The sequence below is a fragment of the Ruegeria sp. YTSA075 genome (assembly GCF_059610245.1).
The window spans coordinates 328021-346366 of record NZ_JBXWNG010000004.1 but is presented as its reverse complement, the minus strand read 5'-3'; the positions used below and the strand labels follow the sequence as shown (position 1 = coordinate 346366).

Annotated in this window: 20 protein-coding genes and 1 tRNA gene; 8 read left to right on the top strand and 13 right to left on the bottom strand. The window is 56.9% G+C overall.

All coding sequences use genetic code 11. The features are described 5' to 3' along the window. Positions 1-129: 129 nt before the first annotated feature. From AC2FGE_RS10285 to AC2FGE_RS10275, 3 genes are all read right to left on the bottom strand, one after another. Positions 130-206: transfer RNA gene (locus AC2FGE_RS10285), tRNA-Arg, on the bottom strand. A 21-nt stretch (positions 207-227) separates the two neighbouring features. After that, on the bottom strand, positions 228-704 hold the full coding sequence (locus AC2FGE_RS10280) for a GNAT family N-acetyltransferase (RefSeq protein ID WP_496819129.1): 477 nt from the start codon (positions 702-704) through the stop codon (positions 228-230). Beyond that, the gene (locus AC2FGE_RS10275) at positions 705-1016 is read right to left on the bottom strand and encodes an ETC complex I subunit (protein WP_353011777.1); all 312 of its coding nucleotides are present in this window, start codon (positions 1014-1016) and stop codon (positions 705-707) included. A 142-nt stretch (positions 1017-1158) separates the two neighbouring features. On the opposite strand from AC2FGE_RS10275, the gene AC2FGE_RS10270 reads away from it, so the two are divergent. Together AC2FGE_RS10270 and uvrB are read left to right on the top strand one after the other, a co-directional pair. After that, positions 1159-2115 (top strand): thermonuclease family protein, encoded by a 957-nt coding sequence (locus AC2FGE_RS10270; protein WP_496819127.1) that lies wholly within the window; start codon positions 1159-1161, stop codon positions 2113-2115. A 285-nt stretch (positions 2116-2400) separates the two neighbouring features. Beyond that, positions 2401-4587, top strand: a complete 2187-nt coding sequence (uvrB, locus tag AC2FGE_RS10265; protein WP_496819125.1) for an excinuclease ABC subunit UvrB — start codon at positions 2401-2403, stop codon at positions 4585-4587. A 33-nt stretch (positions 4588-4620) separates the two neighbouring features. Here the strand turns inward: uvrB and AC2FGE_RS10260 are convergent, their stop codons facing one another. Continuing rightward, on the bottom strand, positions 4621-5352 hold the full coding sequence (locus AC2FGE_RS10260; protein WP_496819124.1) for a hypothetical protein: 732 nt from the start codon (positions 5350-5352) through the stop codon (positions 4621-4623). A 182-nt stretch (positions 5353-5534) separates the two neighbouring features. On the opposite strand from AC2FGE_RS10260, the gene AC2FGE_RS10255 reads away from it, so the two are divergent. Together AC2FGE_RS10255 and AC2FGE_RS10250 are read left to right on the top strand one after the other, a co-directional pair. Next, the gene (locus tag AC2FGE_RS10255) at positions 5535-5693 is read left to right on the top strand and encodes an ORF6N domain-containing protein (protein ID WP_496819123.1); all 159 of its coding nucleotides are present in this window, start codon (positions 5535-5537) and stop codon (positions 5691-5693) included. A 50-nt stretch (positions 5694-5743) separates the two neighbouring features. Next, the gene (locus tag AC2FGE_RS10250; protein WP_496819122.1) at positions 5744-6172 is read left to right on the top strand and encodes a hypothetical protein; all 429 of its coding nucleotides are present in this window, start codon (positions 5744-5746) and stop codon (positions 6170-6172) included. A gap of 27 nt (positions 6173-6199) precedes the next feature. On the opposite strand, the gene AC2FGE_RS10245 is transcribed toward AC2FGE_RS10250, so the two are convergent. The 6 genes from AC2FGE_RS10245 to AC2FGE_RS10220 form a co-directional block, all read right to left on the bottom strand. Then, complete coding sequence (locus AC2FGE_RS10245) at positions 6200-6604, bottom strand: excalibur calcium-binding domain-containing protein (RefSeq protein ID WP_496819121.1); 405 nt, start codon at positions 6602-6604, stop codon at positions 6200-6202. Positions 6605-6724: 120 nt separating this feature from the next. After that, on the bottom strand, positions 6725-7051 hold the full coding sequence (locus tag AC2FGE_RS10240; RefSeq protein WP_496819119.1) for an antibiotic biosynthesis monooxygenase family protein: 327 nt from the start codon (positions 7049-7051) through the stop codon (positions 6725-6727). 102 nt (positions 7052-7153) lie between these two features. After that, on the bottom strand, positions 7154-9439 hold the full coding sequence (locus tag AC2FGE_RS10235) for a glycosyl hydrolase family 28-related protein (RefSeq protein WP_496819118.1): 2286 nt from the start codon (positions 9437-9439) through the stop codon (positions 7154-7156). Between the two features lie 137 nt (positions 9440-9576). After that, the gene (locus tag AC2FGE_RS10230; protein WP_496819117.1) at positions 9577-9978 is read right to left on the bottom strand and encodes a DUF4864 domain-containing protein; all 402 of its coding nucleotides are present in this window, start codon (positions 9976-9978) and stop codon (positions 9577-9579) included. Between the two features lie 48 nt (positions 9979-10026). Continuing rightward, positions 10027-11601, bottom strand: a complete 1575-nt coding sequence (locus AC2FGE_RS10225) for a lysine--tRNA ligase (protein WP_496819116.1) — start codon at positions 11599-11601, stop codon at positions 10027-10029. A gap of 265 nt (positions 11602-11866) precedes the next feature. Continuing rightward, positions 11867-12997 (bottom strand): zinc ABC transporter substrate-binding protein, encoded by a 1131-nt coding sequence (locus AC2FGE_RS10220; RefSeq protein WP_496819114.1) that lies wholly within the window; start codon positions 12995-12997, stop codon positions 11867-11869. A 56-nt stretch (positions 12998-13053) separates the two neighbouring features. Here AC2FGE_RS10220 and AC2FGE_RS10215 point away from each other — a divergent pair, with 56 nt between their 5' ends. The 4 genes from AC2FGE_RS10215 (at position 13054) to AC2FGE_RS10200 (ending at position 15621) form a co-directional block, all read left to right on the top strand. Continuing rightward, positions 13054-13566, top strand: coding sequence for a transcriptional repressor (locus AC2FGE_RS10215; protein ID WP_496819113.1), 513 nt, complete (start codon positions 13054-13056; stop codon positions 13564-13566). 2 nt (positions 13567-13568) lie between these two features. Then, entirely contained in the window at positions 13569-14309 is a 741-nt protein-coding gene (locus AC2FGE_RS10210) for a metal ABC transporter ATP-binding protein (RefSeq protein WP_496819112.1), read from the top strand. Continuing rightward, positions 14309-15103, top strand: coding sequence for an iron chelate uptake ABC transporter family permease subunit (locus AC2FGE_RS10205; protein WP_496819111.1), 795 nt, complete (start codon positions 14309-14311; stop codon positions 15101-15103). The genes AC2FGE_RS10210 and AC2FGE_RS10205 overlap by 1 nt, the downstream gene beginning before the upstream one ends. Before the next feature lie 95 nt (positions 15104-15198). Further along, complete coding sequence (locus AC2FGE_RS10200; RefSeq protein WP_496819110.1) at positions 15199-15621, top strand: tellurite resistance TerB family protein; 423 nt, start codon at positions 15199-15201, stop codon at positions 15619-15621. Between the two features lie 12 nt (positions 15622-15633). Here the strand turns inward: AC2FGE_RS10200 and dacB are convergent, their stop codons facing one another. The 3 genes from dacB to AC2FGE_RS10185 form a co-directional block, all read right to left on the bottom strand. Beyond that, the gene (gene dacB, locus AC2FGE_RS10195) at positions 15634-17112 is read right to left on the bottom strand and encodes a D-alanyl-D-alanine carboxypeptidase/D-alanyl-D-alanine endopeptidase (protein ID WP_496819109.1); all 1479 of its coding nucleotides are present in this window, start codon (positions 17110-17112) and stop codon (positions 15634-15636) included. Positions 17113-17193: 81 nt separating this feature from the next. After that, positions 17194-17799: a nicotinate-nucleotide adenylyltransferase gene (locus AC2FGE_RS10190; RefSeq protein ID WP_496819108.1), complete on the bottom strand. Its 606-nt coding sequence runs from the start codon at positions 17797-17799 to the stop codon at positions 17194-17196. 32 nt (positions 17800-17831) lie between these two features. Further along, positions 17832-18302: an MOSC domain-containing protein gene (locus tag AC2FGE_RS10185; RefSeq protein WP_496819107.1), complete on the bottom strand. Its 471-nt coding sequence runs from the start codon at positions 18300-18302 to the stop codon at positions 17832-17834. Between the last annotated feature and the right edge of the window lie 44 nt (positions 18303-18346).

The window sequence follows — 18346 nt, the reverse complement described above, 5'->3', positions numbered from 1 at the left end:
AGACGAGCATCGGAAGGTTCGGCGACGCTGATGCCCATGAGAGGTTGCGGGCTATTCGATGAAATCGCCGGAACAGAAGGTAGATTTCAAAACAATGGTAGCGTTCCGCCTCAACGGTTTGTTTGCAATTGGCGATCCCTGAAGGACTCGAACCCTCAACCTGCTGATTAGAAGTCAGCTGCTCTATCCAGTTGAGCTAAGGGACCGCTGCGCCCTTCTTGCGGTTTTTATAAGCGGGGTTCAAGGGCCAAGCGCATGAACGCGCTGTTGAGATCTTCTTCATAGCCAAAGATCGGGCCGCAATAAGAATATCCCAGCGCCTCGTAGAGTTTGCGTGCCGCGTCGTATTCGGAAAGATGGGCCGCGCCGGTTTCCAATACAAGCGCGGAAACTCCCTCGGCTTTGGCCAAGTCAGCCAAATAGGTCATGATCTCACGTGCAAGGCCGCGACCGCGTGCTGACGACACAACATGGACCGATTTCACCTCGGCCGTGCCATCGGGAAGGGTTTTGAGCGCTCCGCACCCAAGCGCCACATCATCTTCGAAAACACCCCAAAACCGAATCTCGGGCGCGCGCAGAGCCTCGACATCCAGAGTATGATTTGAGGTCTGCGGCGTTGCCTCCCAACTATGGGCAAGATGGGCCTCAATAATCGGACGCAGAGCCTCTGATCCGGGATCAGCGGCGCGAATCTCGATCATTTAGTGGGTCCAGGGCGCGCGGCGGTCGGTGGCAAAATTCTCGCCATAACCGCGTTGCCGCAGGTTGGGTTTGCGCTTGTGCGGCTCGCTTACCTGTGCATCGATGCCATTGTCTTTGGCATAATCCAACGCTTCTTCCTTGGTGTCGAACTTCAGACGCACCTGGGTCTGGGTATCGTTGGATGAGGTCCAGCCCATCAGCGGATCAACCTCGCGCGCCGAGGCAGGGGCATATTCCAGCACCCATTTGCGGGTCTTGGCCATGCCCGAGGTCATCGCATTTCGGGCGGGCTGGTAAATCCGTGCGCGCATGTCGCCTCTCCGTACTCACTTGGCTGGCGTGTTTATGCGCCAGTGTGCCGTAAGGGGCAAGACTGCACGCACAACAGTTAACAAACTGTCGCGCAAACATGGTATCCTTGGAGTGTTTGTTTCAATTGATTGGAGAAGCCCGATGTCAGGGACATCTTTTACCGCCCGTGTGGACCGTGTTGTTGATGGGGATACCGTTCGTGTCTTTCTGGACGACGATGCCGACAAAAGCGAAAGCTTGCGCATTTTGGCGCTTGATACCGAAGAAGTATTTGCCGGCAGTAAACCGGTTACCCCGCTTGGTCACGCTGCATCCGACCGCGCCAAGGAACTGATTGCACCCGGGGATACGGTCAAACTGATCCTACCGGGAAACGAGCCACGTGCCGAAGCCTTGCAGAAGTACCGGGGTAATTTTGGTCGGGTTCTCTGCTATCTCGAACTGGAAGACGGCACTGATTTTCAGCAAGTGATGATTCAGGAAGGCCTTTCACCCTATTTCCAGAAATACGGCTATGCCGAATTTGCCCATTTGCATGACCGCTATCGCGAGGCCGAGCGCATAGCGCAATCGGCCACGCTGGGCATCTGGGACCAGGTGGCCAACAATGGCTCGGTCATGCGCAACTATGCCGCCCTGACAACATGGTGGGACCTGCGGGCACGCATCATTGAAGGCTACCGCGAAATCAAGCGCCGGAACCCCGAGATCAACATGTTCAACACTCGGCTGGATTACGATCGCCTGGTCGAAATCGCCAAGGCTGGTCAAGAAACAACCGTATTCATTGAATTGCGCGATTTCACGCCCACCTCGGGCGATCATATCCTGTTTCACACCGGCAGCCTGACCCAGCCCTACCAGTTGTTCATTCCAAACGGGAATGTCGGCGGCGGCGAGGATGTGATGAACCTGATCCTGAACCGCTATCGCGCGGATGGAGAGGAGCAACCGCGTCGCTCCTACGCGTATGTCACAGGCCCCACCAAGATGTTCCCGGATGATGACACCGGGCGGCCGGAGATTATCGTGACCGACCCCGCGCAGATCACGGATTGGCCCGGCCTGGCATTGGAACGGGCTGGCGTATCTGGATAGGACCGCGTCAGCATGTTGGCCCATCCCGTACAGTCGGGCCAACACTTTGCCAACCATCGGAAATTTTGGGACCCAGCTTATGACAAAAACTGTCATCAGCTGGGTTTAAGTGATCATACGAGCCCAGTTTTCAGGATCGATCCCATGTATCCACCCATACGGCACGGGTAGCCGCTACGCCGCTGCGGCCTGATTTCAGCCGCATAAGTCCATATCTTACCAGGATCAGCCCTTGCAGACGGACAAAATAAGAACAAATGTAGGGGCCTGACCCGGAGCCTGCCCATGCCATACGCCCATTCCGACAAGACCCAAATGACAACAGAAGATGTTCGCGCGCGCCTGAAACTGGAGGGCGGCAAGCAGTTTGTCATGCACACCGAATTCGCCCCCGCAGGCGACCAGCCGACTGCGATTAAAGAGCTGGCGGGCGGTGTTCTGGACGGCGAGCGAGATCAGGTTCTGCTAGGTGCGACCGGCACGGGCAAAACCTTCACCATGGCCAAGGTGATCGAAGAGACTCAGCGCCCTGCGATCATCCTTGCACCGAACAAGACATTGGCGGCGCAGCTCTATGGTGAGTTCAAGGGCTTCTTCCCTGAGAACTCGGTCGAATACTTCGTGTCCTACTACGACTATTATCAACCCGAGGCCTATGTCGCGCGCTCCGACACCTATATCGAAAAAGAATCCCAGATCAACGAACAGATCGACCGGATGCGGCACTCGGCAACGCGGGCTCTGCTGGAACGCGATGACGTGATCATCGTGGCCTCGGTGTCCTGCATCTACGGTATCGGCTCGGTCGAAACCTACGGGGCGATGACGCAGGACCTGAAAGTGGGCAATGAGTACGACCAGCGACAGGTGATGGCTGATCTTGTGGCCCAGCAATACCGCCGCAACGATCAGGCGTTTCAACGCGGCTCGTTCCGGGTGCGCGGAGATTCCTTGGAAATCTGGCCTGCTCACCTGGAGGACCGCGCATGGAAGTTCTCGTTCTTCGGTGAAGAACTGGAGACCATCACCGAGTTCGATCCGCTGACCGGTGAACGCGCGGCCACGATGGAACACGTGCGCGTTTACGCCAATTCGCACTACGTGACGCCTAAGCCGACGATGAACCAAGCGATCATCGGTATCAAAAAGGAACTCCGCATCCGGTTGGATCAGCTGGTGGGTGAAGGCAAACTGCTGGAGGCCCAACGGCTTGAACAACGCACCAACTTCGATCTGGAAATGCTTGAGGCGACCGGCGTCTGTAACGGAATCGAGAACTATTCGCGCTACTTGACCGGCCGTGCACCGGGTGAGCCGCCCCCAACCCTGTTCGAATTCATCCCTGACAATGCCATCGTCTTCGCCGACGAATCCCACGTGTCAGTGCCGCAGATCGGCGGCATGTACCGGGGCGACTATCGGCGCAAGTTCACGCTGGCCGAACACGGGTTCCGCCTGCCATCCTGCATGGACAACCGCCCCCTCAAATTCGAGGAATGGGACGCCATGCGCCCGCAATCCATCTTCGTCTCGGCCACCCCGGCCAAGTGGGAGATCGAACAGACCGGCGGCGTTTTCACCGAACAGGTGATCCGCCCCACCGGCCTCTTGGACCCCGAGGTCGAAATCCGCCCCGTCAGCATGCAGGTCGATGATCTGCTGGACGAGGTCCGCAAGGTCGCCGCCGATGGTTACCGCACGCTGGTCACCACGCTGACCAAACGCATGGCCGAGGACCTGACCGAATACTTGCACGAACAGGGAATAAAAGTCCGCTACATGCACTCGGATATCGACACGCTGGAACGGATCGAAATCCTGCGCGACCTGCGGCTGGGGGCGTTCGACGTGCTGATCGGCATCAATCTGCTGCGCGAGGGGCTCGACATTCCCGAATGCGGGCTGGTCGCCATTCTGGACGCGGATAAAGAAGGCTTTTTGCGGTCCGAGACCTCGCTGATCCAAACCATCGGCCGCGCCGCGCGGAACGCCGACGGCCGGGTGATCATGTATGCCGATAAGATCACCGGCTCGATGGAACGTGCCTTGGGCGAAACCAACCGCCGCCGCGCCAAGCAGATCGCTTATAACGAGGAACACGGCATCACGCCTGCGACGGTGAAAAAGAATGTCGAGGACGTTCTGGCCGGCCTTTACCAAGGTGACGTCGACATGAACCGCGTCACCGCCACCATCGACAAACCGATGCACGGCGCCAACCTTGAGGCCCATCTGGACGGGTTGCGCGACCAGATGCGCAAAGCCGCCGAGAACCTGGAATTCGAAGAGGCCGCCAACATCCGGGATGAGATCAAACGTCTGGAAGCGGTCGATCTGGCCGTCGCCGACGACCCAATGGCACGCCAATGGGCGGTGGAGAAGGCATCCGAGGATGCTGTGAAATCACGCGGAAGGTCAACGGCTGGCAGACCGGGGCAACGGGGTGGAAATGTAAAGAGGCGGAAGCGGTAACTCAGACGGTTGAAAGCTACCAGCGACTGGGAACTAGCTTCTTAAGGCCCAAATTCCCACTCCTTTGCCCTCAGGCAAGCAAAACCAATCCTCTCCTCGCACTTCGTCGTAAACTTCCGAGTCAGATGATCGCATTTCCAGTTCTTTCCGAACCACTTCCTCTAGACTCTTAGGCGTAGATCTACCTGCACCTTGTCTGATTTCTTCCACTTTCTCGTAAATCTTCGACAGGTGCGCCCTGCCACCCAATTCATTTAAGGCCGACCTAACATCGTCACACCATCTTGCATCGGTCTCCATCATGTCATCATTACTCCTTTGAGGGTTCGCTTTTTTTTGGTTTCGTGTGGTGACAGTATTTGGGTCTCGAAGAACCGAAACAGGTTGGCGTTGACCGGATGCATCAATAAAAAACCAATTGACCCATGCGTTTTCAGTTTTTGTTCCGATCGCGCGGCTTAACTCATTTAACGTTGAATATCTGCCATTTAATCCGGAAATTTGCCACTGCCCGCCAACGACGATTGCTTGGTACTCTATTCCCAGATACGTTCTGTGTATCTGGAAGCCTTCGCTGAACTGCACTCCAAATCGACGATCAACCAAACCGTGTCTATCATTAGACTTTTGCTGCTTTGACTCTGGTGATTTATTATTCTCCCGACTCAAAACCCTTCTGAGAATATCGTCTTCGTTTTCTTCGCCGCGAATTCGCAACGACCAGATCAAGGCAAAGACGTCGGTTGATACTTGAATTTCTTTCATCTAGAACCTCCAATCTAAGTTCTAGATAATCTAGATAGATCTAGAATTCAAGGGCAATCGTTCGTCTGATGAAACCACCATATCGTCACAGTCGCGGTAATACCTGTTCATATTCCACTCTTGCAGCCCAGCGCTCCCTCCTCCACGTTTGAAATCACAAATTGTGATTCCAAACGGTTGCCATGACGAACACCCTGCCCTCCACACATGAGGTCCAAAGCGCCATTCACCGGGTGCGCGGCACCCGCGTGGTGCTGGCCGAGGATCTGGCGCGCCTCTCAGGAAAATCCGTCAGCGCCTTTAATCAGGCCGTATCGCGTAGGGTCTGCCTCAGTCGTTGAAGCGGATCCCCATCCTTGCCCGAGGCCCATTGGCAGCTAAGTTACCAATCATGCGTACCGTCCTGCTCTCAATAATCCTCGCCACCCCGGCCTCTGCATGGGAGGCGACAGTCGGGCAAATCTGCACCCTGTCACACAGCACCGACCAAGCAGAGATCTTCCTGACCTACGACCCAGCTCAACCGCTTTATACGCTGACCGTCACCCGCAAGACCGAGGGTTGGACTCAGACCCCATGGTTTGCCATGCGCTTTGACGGCCCGAACCCGATTGAAATCGCCACGCCGCGCCATGTGTTGTCGGACAATGCGGCCTCGCTGACCGTCACGGATACCGGGTTTGGCAATGTTCTGGATGGGCTGGAATATAATCAGACCGCCTATGCCTTTACGCAGGACGGTCTTGCCGAGTTTCCATTGGATGGCGCGGCGCCCGAGGTGCGCATCTTTCGCGATTGTGCGGGCGCTCAGCTCTCATAGCAGCGGCGGGTCACCCCGACCTTCAGATCACGGCCGCACGAATTTCGCGTTTCCGACCGAGCGTACGGGCGCATCATTGCTGCGTTGCGCGGGGGTGCTTTGAACCTGCACCGAACCCGATCTTTCACAGGACACACCGTTCCCGTCCGGGTCATAGCGTTCGTGATAGCCCGCATAGCCTTTGCGGAACGGGCCAAAGCCAATCGCCTCGGGCGCTGAGCAACCTGTTAAGGCGATCAGATGCAGGAGGGCCCCGTTACGGTCATATTCGGACGTCCGGATATAGATATTCACAGCCAGCAACAGCGTGGTAATGGGCAAAGCAAGCAGCATGAGCGAAATCCGGAAGGGCGACAGCGCCTTGCGGCGTGTCGCTTCGGCTCGCAATTGCCGCTTTGTCGGTGTCTGGCTTTGGCTCTCAGGCTTTTGCATCGTGTTATCCAGATCCATGGGCCGAATCTAAACCTCATTTGTGGCGAAGCCGAGGCGAATTCAGCCTAATAGCTCAAAGCTGTGACACATACGCCCATCTGGTCATTGGAAGACCGCCGGTTACGGGTGATCAAACGTATCGGCCACGTCATACATGACCGGCTCAAAGCTCTTGCACATCTCGTTGATCTTGCGGTTCCGGTTGCGCATCTCGGACGTGCGCAACATGGCAAGAAAATCCTCGCGCCGTTCCCATTGTGAGTAATTGGCAATCCGGGTCTGGGCATCGTTCACGTGCAACCCGGCCGAAATGAACCCCGGTTGCTTCGAGATGAACTCGGCATAGGCATCTTTCAACGCGTCAAGCAGATCGTGACAGGTGCCCGGGGTCATTTCAAACGTTGTGATGACGGTCTGTACGCTGGTATTTTTTGCTATGGTCGGCATCTGCTCCTCCTGTGGCTAGATCAAGCGTAGCACAGAGAACTGATATGTCGTCCATTTCCTTTGTACGGAAAGTAGCCGCCCTAAAAAGGGCGGCCGCAATCATCAGCTTTCCATCCTGACCAGAACAGATGCTGCGCCCCACAGGTTTTCTGGCCATTGCAGATTGACGCTGCTGCCATCGACACCCTGTTCAAGCTGGACATAGGGCGTGAAGAACCTGACCGATCCGAAGAGACTAACGGTCGGCCCCAACAGCGTAACCGCATCACAACTCCGGGCTTTGCCTCCAAATGGCAGCTGTTCGGATGTCCCGATGGCCCAGAAGCTGCTGGCCGTATTCTGGTTATGACGAACCCTCAACGGGTTCGCCGCCTTCTTGTCGACCCCGTGATATGTGTTGTTCTGGAACGTCACGTTGATGTGTGCATCTTTGTTGAGGTCGGCAAAAGTGGTATCCACGCGCTCAGCACGTTCAATATCACTGCTGCTGGACCGGAACTTGTTTCCCGTCACCGCAAGACCATTCAGAAAGTGGCCGGGCCCGTGCGGGCGGATCACGATATAGCTGAACCAAGGCGGTGCCTCGCTTGAATAGAAGATATTGTCCGTGATGCTCATTGCACTGAAAGAATAGCCCGAGACGTAACTGGGTTCCGCGTCCCGCTCATTCGTCCATTGGATAAAGCAGTTGTCCACATAGTTCTCGGCAATCGTCGAACTGTTATAGGTCCCGATCATGATCAGACCTGCCGTCCGTACGCCTTGAGGGATGCTATCACCTTGGAAAAAGTGGTTGCCAAGGATCATGTTGTTGTCACCGCCGACAACAGCAAAGTGCTTGAACCGAACAATGCGATTGTGGCGCAATTTAACATCATTTGCGTTTGTATTCAGCGCGATCGAGTTCCGGTCGGGGACGATAAAGGATTCCTCGGCCGACAAGAACTGGCAGTTGTCGATCAGCATCCCTTTGCAGCCCGTGCCAATTGACGAGATGCCTCGATCCTTAGGACGGCTAACAAAGCAATCGGTCAGCGAAAACGTACTGCCCGATGGGGCCAGCCGAATAGCGCTGCATCGGCTGTTGCACTGAAATTCAATCTGCTCCATCCCAAACTTGCGCAAGGTGCTGAAGCCGCTGAAATCCAGCAGGTATTTAAAGGACCGGAACGTATATGTCTGCGTTCCCGAGGCATCATAAAGCGGTGCGTTCAGTGTGATTTCACCTGCGCCCACATCCTTGGATCGCACATAAATCTCACGCCCGACGCCCGCACCCTGCACCAACGAACCAACGGGAATATTCGCCACATTCGCCACATCTGTCAGGCGGGTGGCATCCGAAGGGTCATATGTGGCAACTGAAGTGAAGCTCTCTGTATCCCAATCCGAACTGCTTTTGACATCAAACTGGCCGTTTCGGATAACACGGCGTGTCGAGAAACCCTGTTTGTTTGGCACAGCAGCGGCCATATCAATCGGACCTGTAACCGAGATCTTCCGGCCCGCCAGATCCAACGAGTCGTGGTCGGCATTGTTAAGCAAGGCCTGAAACGCCTTCTTAAAGGCCAACTCCTCATCACCGAATGCAGTGATATAGGCGGGCAGATCGAAATTCTTGGTCAGCAGCAGCATCTTGTCATCAGGCATCGTAACCGTGCCCTCAAAATCCATCTCGGACGCAATGCTGGTGTTCTCACCCAGATGGTATGTGCCTTGTGGGACATAAATCCGACGCCCGCCAGCGGCCTGGTCAGCGGCCTCAAATGCCGCTGAATCATCGGTGATACCATCACCAATTGCACCAAAATCCCGAACATCGACGATGCTGATCATCTCGCGCAGAAAAACGCCGGTCACGTCTGTAATTTCTATATCGTCCACACGCACCAGCGCGCCATTTGCGCCCTCAATGTCCAGGCCAAAATGCCCATACAAGGCTGAAACGCCCCACGGCATGTCGACACCCGGTCGGCGCCCGGTTCCAACGATGGCGGTGATTTCATGCACTTCGCCATAGCCGGACAGCTGCGTCGCGGGACCCTCTTCGATCACACCGTCAACATGAACCTCTCCGGCACCACCTGCCCAGGCCGCGATCCGCACCTCAGGCAACGGACCACTGATCGCCTTGACGCGCGCCTTGATCTGCAAATAGCAGCCCGGCAGCAACGGTGTTTGGCCCATGTAACGCAATTGCTGCGTCGGATTGACCTTCAGAATCTCAAGGCAGCCGCCAAAATCTGCATCCGCCGGAACAAACACGCCTGTGCCGGAACCGGCATAAGTTGGCGTACCCGGGGTTCCATCCCCTGCGGACCAAACGTCCAACCCATTGGCGAACTGAGGCGGCATGAAGACGATGCCGTCGGTGATTGCCTTGTTCATAGAAATCCCTTTCCCAATCGCGTCGCGCATCACAGCGACACGTTCAAACCCGGTGCTCGGGTCCAGCCCGAACGCGAAAGTCTGAGTATCGAAAAGGAATTAACCGCAGTTCATCCCACCGTTACGGTGGTGTTGCATCAGGCAGAGGGATCAGTGTTGCGTAGCAGCTGTACACCATTGATTTTCCAGGCATCGCCTTGCTGCACCATCTGGTAATCCAATATGTGGATCTGGCCATCCCCATCCACAATCATCACCTTTTGCCACAACAACCCCGCGATCTCACGCAGTTCCAGAAACCGCACCTCCGCTGGCCGCCAAACCATCGGGTATCCACCACGCACCATCGCGCCGAAATTGTCAGGGTTTTGGAACAACCTTTGAATATTGGGGCTGGCATAGGTAAAGGCGGTGTCAAAATCATCCGCTTCGAAAGCCTGTATCTGAGCCGCGATATTGGCTTCGATCTCGGCGTTCTGGGCCGCTGCGATTGGGGCCAATCCAAAGCTCAGAAACAGAACAAGCAAAATACGACGCATGGGGCCACCTCCTGAACAAAGGGTAGCCCCACGCGGTTTCAGGTCAAATCAGACCAATTCTCCGGCCAGCCCCTTGTCAATCAGGGCAATGGTTTCGGGCACACCATAGAGCGCGATGAAGCCACCAAAACGCGGACCTTGCGACGCGCCCAGCAGCACCTCATAAAGCGCCGTGAACCAGCCCCGCAGGGGATCGAACCGCTCGCGTCCGATAGAGTAGACGACCGATTGCAGTGCCTCGTCTTCCATCGGACCATCATAAGTTTCCAACGCCGCTTTCAACGCCTCCAACGCCTCACGTTCCTGATCCGTCGGCGCGCGGTGTATACGCGTCGGTTTGACGAAGTCGTTAAAGTACCGCACCGCAAAGCCCGCCGCCTGATCCAGATCAGGATGAGTCTCGGGCGTGGCCTCCGGCGCATAGCGCCGCATAAAGCCCCACAGTGCCTCTTTGTCTTCCGCCCCGGACACCGATGCCAGATTGAGCATCATCGCAAACGGTACAATCAGCGTCGATTCGGGAACATCCCCGCCGTGGATATGCCAGACTGGGTTGTTCAATTGTGCCTTCAGGTCTTGCCCCGGATAGGCGCGAAGCTGCTGATGATACTCATCATAGGCCTTGGGGATCACATCAAAATGCATCCGCTTTGCCGTCTTGGGCTTCTGATACATGAAGTACGCCAGCGACTCGGTCGGTGCATAGGTGAGCCATTCATCAATCGACACACCGTTGCCCGACGATTTCGAAATCTTCTGCCCGTTCTCATCGAGAAACAGTTCATACGAGAAATGCTCCGGCGCACGACCACCCAAGGCTCGGCAGATCGCGTCATAGATTTTCTCGTTGGTGGCATGTTCCTTGCCATACATCTCAAAATCGACGCCCAAAGCCGCCCAGCGTGCGCCGAAATCCGGCTTCCACTGCAGCTTGACGTTGCCACCGGTGACAGGAACGGTCCATTCCTTGCCGGTCTCATCGTCAAAGGTCACGGTATAGGTCTCGGCACAGACCTTTTTCATCGGCACATACATCACACGGCCGCTTTCGGGGTGCAGCGGCAGGAAGATCGAATAGGTTTGCTGGCGTTCTTCGCGCAGGCTTTTCAGCATGATCGCCATGATCTCGTCATACCGTTCGACCGCGCGCTTGAGCACCTCGTCAAACTGGCCGGATTCGTAGAATTCCTTGGCCGAATAGAACTCGTACTCAAACCCAAACGTATCCAGAAAACGCCGCAACATCGCGTTGTTATACGCGCCAAAGCTATCGTACTCGCCAAACGGATCGGGCACCGAGGTCAACGGACGCTGCAAATGCTGCTCCAGAATCTCTGGGTTCGGCACATTGCTGGGTACTTTCCGCATCCCGTCCAAATCGTCCGAAAAACAGATCATCTTGGTAGGGATATCAGATAGCGCCTCGAACGCGCGCTTGACCATCGTAGTCCGCGCAACTTCGCCGAACGTACCGATATGGGGCAGGCCAGATGGGCCATAGCCCGTCTCGAACAGCACATATCCTTTCTCCGGAGCACCTTGTTTGTACCGTTTGAGCAACCGGCGCGCCTCCTCAAAAGGCCAGGCCTTGGACGTCATGGCGGTATCGCGCAGTTCAGACATTTTTTGGTGTGCTCCATAAGGGAAAACCGTCCCGATCGCCCCATGCCATCGGACCGACCCCTCCTATTGTGCAAGCGCAGCATGAGTCAATAACGACACATGCTTTTTCCGATTCGTCACAACTGCGTCGGGCAATCAGGACGGCCTGCCAAGCTGACGAATGCGGACATTAAAAGGGAAAACTGGAAACCGTGTTCAACAGCTACGAAACTTCCAGCAGGGTATCCCGACCGAACTTGCGGATCCGGTCGGGATCGGCGCTACTTTAGAGGCACTCAGCCAAAGTCTTGGCCATGTTTTGAATGAGCTGTGGATACAGGTCCTTGCCCGGCTCAAGGTCCGAGCCCAGCGGATCAATCACACCGGTATTCGCCTCGGTTCCCCCCAGAACCGTTTCGATGATCCCCGGATTGAACTGCGGTTCCGCCAAAACGCAATCGACACCTTCACCGGTGATGCGACCCTGGATTTCAGCGATGCGCGCCGGGCTTGGATCGGCCGCATCCCCCAACGAAATGGCACCCGCCGCCGGAAAATCAAAATCGTTTTCGAAGTACTGATAGGCGTCATGGAAAACGATAAAGCTGCCACCGCGCACTGGTTCGAGCGTCTGGGCAACCTCAGCAGACAGCGCGGCCATCTCTTCACGCGCCGCAGCAGCATTTGCAAAATAGGTGCCGGCATTGTCCGGGTCAGCAGCCGACAGTTGTGCCGCGATCAGGTTCAGCCATGTGCTCGCATTTTCAGGCGATAGCCATGCATGTGGATCATGCGCCCCGTGATCGTGCCCGTCATGATCATCATGATCGTCGTGACCTGCATGGTCTTCGTGGTCATGATCGTCATGGTCCGCGTGTCCTTCGCCGTGGTCATGGTCGTCATGATCTTTCGCGTCAGCATGATCGTCATGATCGTGATCGTCTTCCTTGGCATGATCATGGTCATCATGTTTGGCGTGATCATCCTCGTGGTCATGATCGTGATCATCATGCCCATGGTCATCGTGGTCGTCATGATTGTCGTGGGAATGCGCTTCGAACAGCGCGTTTTCACGGAAATCCAGCAAGATCGTGCCGTCTGACTCCAGCAAAGTAGTAACGGTCGCACCATCTGTCAGCGTTTCGACCGCGCCTTCCATCCACGGCGTCAGGTCCTCGCCCATCCAGAACACCAGGTCCGCCTTTTGCAATGCGGCAGCTTCAGACGGGCGCAGGCTGTATTCATGAGGGGATGCGCCTGCTTGTACAATCAGATCTGGCTCACCAACACCGTCCATAACACGCGCGACAAGTGAATGAACCGGAGCGATATCGACGGCCACATTGGGGACCTCGGCCAAGGCCGTCCCCCCCATCAAAACCGCCGTGATCGAAACAGGAAGAAGCTTTCTGGACATCAGACACCCTATGTGATTTTATAACGTCAGCAGCGACATACATGATATATAATAACATGACAAGCGAGACACCATCGACCCCGGCCGACAACGCCGACCTGATTGGCTTTGCCAAGCACGATCACGCCTCCTGCGTTGAAACCGGGCTGGCCACCGCGCAGGCACGCTGCGAGGCAGAAGGGCTACGGCTAACGCCTGTTCGCCGCAAGGTGTTAGAGATGCTGCTGCAGGAACATCGCGCACTGGGCGCATATGGTATTCTGGATCGCCTGCGCGACGAGGGGTTCGGATCACAGCCACCCGTTGCCTATCGTGCCCTGGATTTTCTGGTGGAGAATGGCTTTGCCCATAAGATTGAGCGTCTCAATGCCTTCGTCGCCTGCGCACATCCCGGCGGGTCCCATTCACCCGCCTTCATGATCTGTCGCAAATGCGATGCCGTGGCCGAGGCCTATTCAGCCCCCGCCAAGGGTGCGCTTGGGGCTGCAGCACGCGCCGTAGGGTTCGAAATCGAACGTACAGTCGTCGAGGCCGAAGGCATCTGCCCCGATTGCATCGAGAAACGCTGACGATGGCACTCGTCTCTGTCAAAGACCTTGTCGTCCGATATGGCGCGCACACCGTGTTGAGCCATGTAAACATGGACATCAACCCGGGCGAGATTGTAACGATTGTTGGGCCCAACGGCTCAGGCAAAACCAGCTTGTTGCGTGCAATCATCGGCGCCACACAACCCGCAGCCGGGCGCGTCGAGCGCAAGCCAAGGCTACAAATCGGGTATGTTCCGCAAAAACTGCATATCGACCCAACGCTGCCCATTTCGGTTGATCGCTTCATGCGCCTTACAGATCGGGTATCAAAACAGGATTGCGCCGAAGCGTTGAAAACAGCGGGCGTACCAGACTCGCTGAAACGCCAGATGTCGCAGCTATCCGGTGGTCAGTTCCAACGGGTCCTTCTAGCCCGTGCCCTGATCAACCGTCCTGAACTCCTGCTGTTGGACGAAGCGACCCAAGGTTTGGATCAGCCCGGCTCTGCCGCGTTTTATCGCCAGATTGAGGATGTCCGGCGCGATACTGGCTGCGCAATCCTGATGATCAGTCACGAACTACACGTGGTGATGAGCGCCTCGGACCGCGTGATCTGCCTTAACGGGCATATCTGTTGCGAAGGTTCACCTGCAGTGGTCGCCTCGGCCCCTGAATACCGCGCCTTGTTTGGCACAGGCACGGGCGGCGCACTGGCTCTTTACCGCCATGATCACGATCATCACCACCACGACCACGCAAACCCGCAGGAAGCCGCTGAATAATGCTTGATGATTTCATGACTCGGGCAACGCTCGCCGGGATTGGCGTGGCTATGGCAGCAGCGCCCTTGGGGTGTTTCGTCGTTTGGCGTCGGATGGCCTATTTCGGCGATGCAACCGCGCATGCCGCCATCTTGGGCGTCGCCTTGTCCCTGACATTCCAGATTTCCGTGTTTACCGGAGCGCTTGCGGTAGCTTTGATCATGGCACTTACGGTGACTTTGTTGGCAGGCAGAGGCTATGCAATGGATACCCTATTGGGCGTGCTGGCCCATTCAGCGCTGGCCTTTGGTCTTGTCGCCGTCTCGTTCCTGTCGGGTGTTCGCATTGACCTGATGGCCTATCTGTTTGGTGATATTCTCGCCGTCTCGAAATCCGACCTGATCGTCATTTGGGGTGGGGCCGCATTGGTTGTGGCCTTGATCACTTGGCGCTGGTCTCCTCTGTTGACCGCGACCCTGAATGAGGAATTGGCCTACGCGAGTGGCTATAACCCTAAGCGCGAACAGTTGATCCTGACCCTGGCGCTTGCTGTCACGGTTGCCGTCGCCATCAAGGTTGTGGGAGTTCTGTTGATCGCAGCCATGCTGATTATCCCAGCCGCCGCCGCGCGCAGCCTGGCCCGCTCGCCAGAATCGATGGCAATGATTGCCGCCGGGATCGGCGCGCTTTCGTCGGTTGCAGGCCTCAGGGCGGCCTACATTTTCGACACGCCCGCCGGCCCATCAATTGTCTGCGTGGCGGCAGTGATATTCGCCTGTTTCAGCCCGCTTGGCTGGCAGGGTCGGCGCACCTGAACCAACGACAAAGAATGCGACGAAACAAGCTGTTGAACCCGCACGCGCCCACACATATCGTACAGCTTTGAAAACCTTCACGCAGGACACACTCCATGCCCGATCAAATCCCTCATCCCATGTCCCCGCAGGATTGCCTTGTGGCGATCATGGTTGCGGTCTCCGCTTCGGACGAAAACATCCGTACCGCCGAGCTGGTCAAGATTCAGGGCGCCGTGAACATGCTACCGGTTTTTGCAGGCTATGACGCCGATCGCATGCGCCGTATCTCGCAAACCGTGTTCGATCTGTTCGAACAAGAAGACGGTCTGGATGCGCTGTTTGGCTTGATCCGCGACAACCTGCCCGAGCGTCTGAACGAAACGGCTTATGCGCTGGCCTGCGACGTGGCCGCCGCAGATGGGTCTTTGGCCGAGTCTGAACTGCGCCTACTGGAAGAAATCCGGTACGAGTTGAGCATTGACCGCCTGCATGCTGCCGCCATCGAGCGTGGTGCACGCGCGCGTCACGTCGTTTAACGCAGTCCACGCTCAACTGCCGTAGAGCGCACCCCATCGTTCAATCAATGCACGCTGAAACTTGCGCGACCGCCGATTCCAGGCGCGCGCGCCTTCGGGGCGTTCACGCTGCGCACGGGTGATCGTGGCACGATGAGCCACATCTGCGGTGAAAATCGCAAAGGCCAGCTCTGACCCGTCCGCCGTCGTCAGAAAACCACCCAAACCTGATACGAAGTTCAGGGTGCCGGTTTTGGCATCAACCTTGATCGGGTGATCCTTGACCGCCCGACCCTGACTGTCGGTCAAGGCAAATGGTTTCAGCAAATGCCTCAAGGCCCCCGTTTTCCGTGCCTGAACCAGGGCTGAGACCAGATCTCCCGGTGCCATACGCGACGCATCGCCCAAGCCAGAATGATCCACCATCGCAATTTGATTGACGCCATAGGTCTCAGACGCCCACCGGTTCATCTCAGCCGCTGACTCTGCCAGTGAATGTGGCGTCACACCGCGCGCCCGGGTGGCAGCCATGCCCACGGTTTCAGCCGTCAGGTTCGTCGAATACTTCAGCATCCCGCGCAGGATACTGTCCAAACGATCACTTTGGTGCACGGCCAGAACCGTGCCCATTGGTGTTTGCCGGGTGACCTCAACCCGCCCCAGGACAATCCCATTAGCCCGTGCCAGCGTTTTGAACACATCCCCGGCATAGAGCGCAGGCTTGCGCACCGGTAACCAGCGCGCACCTTCATTCCCCAAAGCCGCCTTGGCTACTGTCCAGCGATCCTGACGCGCACTGGCCTGGTAGGTATAGATCGGCAGGCTGCGCCCCTCGACCTGCATCGCGGCCATATCCACATCGGGGCGATACTTGGCGGTACGGGCGTCCATGCTGACAGCGTAGTCAGTGCCCTCCCGCTTCCATTCAAAATGCACCCGGTTGAAATTCAAAGAAATTCCGCTGATGGCCGGGCTATAACCCAGATGATCCGGCTGACCCGGATCAATGCTGAACACGAAGGGCAGCGCGCCATCATAGACTTTGAAAGCCCCGCGTACCTCGGTGATCCCAGCATTTCGCAAATTGGCCGCCATCGACGCCAGGTCATCCGTGTCCAACAGCGGATCGCAGCCGCCTGCCAGGATCAGATCCCCCTGCAAAACCCCGTTTACGACAGGCCCATCCGCCAGCAATCTGGTCTCAAAACGGTGATCGGCGCCTAAAACATCCAGCGCATAAAGCGCCGTCAAGGCTTTGCCGACACTCGCAGGGGGCAATCCAAGCTCTCCCTGATAGCTCTCAAGTTGCGCGCCTGTGTCCACATCGGCCACGGCGAACACAACTTCTCCACGCAGCCCGGCCGCTTGAACCAGGCGATCCGCCCCAGTCAACTGCTTGCCGCGAAGCTGAGGACGCAACGAGGTCAAAGGCGGCCCGGCCAGACCCATCGCCGGGATCAATGACGCCCCAACACCCCCTAAAAACAAACGACGTGAAATACGATCGACCATGGGTCAATTAAAATCCCAGAGATGAAAATCAGACAACCATTGCATGAGAATATGCAGATAGTGTGGCTATTCCGGCAACACCTAAGCGCTCCAACCCCCACGTTTACGGATCTGGGTCGAGCTGACATCCACCATCGGCACGTTCACAAAACACCAGGCCGGGGCGTCCGCCCGCCCCAGCAAATGCCGCGCCTGCCCGTCGATACGGTACTTTGCATAGAGCCGCGCCGCTGGCGACATCCGGGCCGAGATCCGATCCCCCGGACGCGCCACAACGCCCACCGGCACGCTGTCCATGATCAAACGCCAATCTTTCCACTTGTGGAACTGCGCCAGATTGTCAGCCCCCATCAGCCAGACGAATTTGACCTGAGGATAAAGCCGCTGCAACGCTGCCAAAGTATCCGCCGTCGCCCGCGTTCCAGTCCGCGCCTCGATACCAGTGATCTCAACACCCGGGTGTTGCATCACAGCCTTCGCCGCCTGCAGCCGTTGCGCCAATGGCGCAGGCCCGTGCTCTTTCAGAGGGTTCCCCGGAGATACCAACCACCACACGCGATCCAGTCCGAACGCCTTCATCGCCTCGCGCGTGACATGCACATGGCCTTTGTGTGGAGGGTCAAAAGACCCGCCGAACAGCCCGATGACCTGCCCGGGTCGCGCATATGGAATATGGTATCGCTCCATCCCTCGCTGATGTTCAGAACTGGGGGGCGTTGTCAATCAACTGGTTGCACCGCGTCACCCAGCTTAACGCGCCCCGGTCTAACGACTTCAGCGCACCAGCCGCCATGCCCCCGCACCGCAGAATAGCCCCCTTTGCCCAGCGCCTCCTCCATCCGACTGCAGGGCGCGCAGATCACGGTAAATCGCAGAATCGCCTCCCCCACCCGCACCTCACGCCCTTTGAAGGCCGCCAGATTGATCCCCGATACCACCAGATTGCGTCGAAGGATTTCCGGGGTGACCGTCCCCAGCCCGAGATACGACCCAATCGCTGCTAAATGCTCCTGCTGGATTAACGTTACCGCCCTCTTGCCCGCTCGACTGCGATCTCCATCCAAACCATCGGTAGAAATCACAGCGTCGCCTAAAGTAACAATATCTGTCCGCCGGGCTGGACGCACACCGATCCAATCGACCCCACCAGGCTTTGCCCACCCAGCAATCAAATCCGCAAGTTCTGTCATCTCACGCGCCTTTCAAACCTTGGCCACTCTAGCCCGGGCAAGGT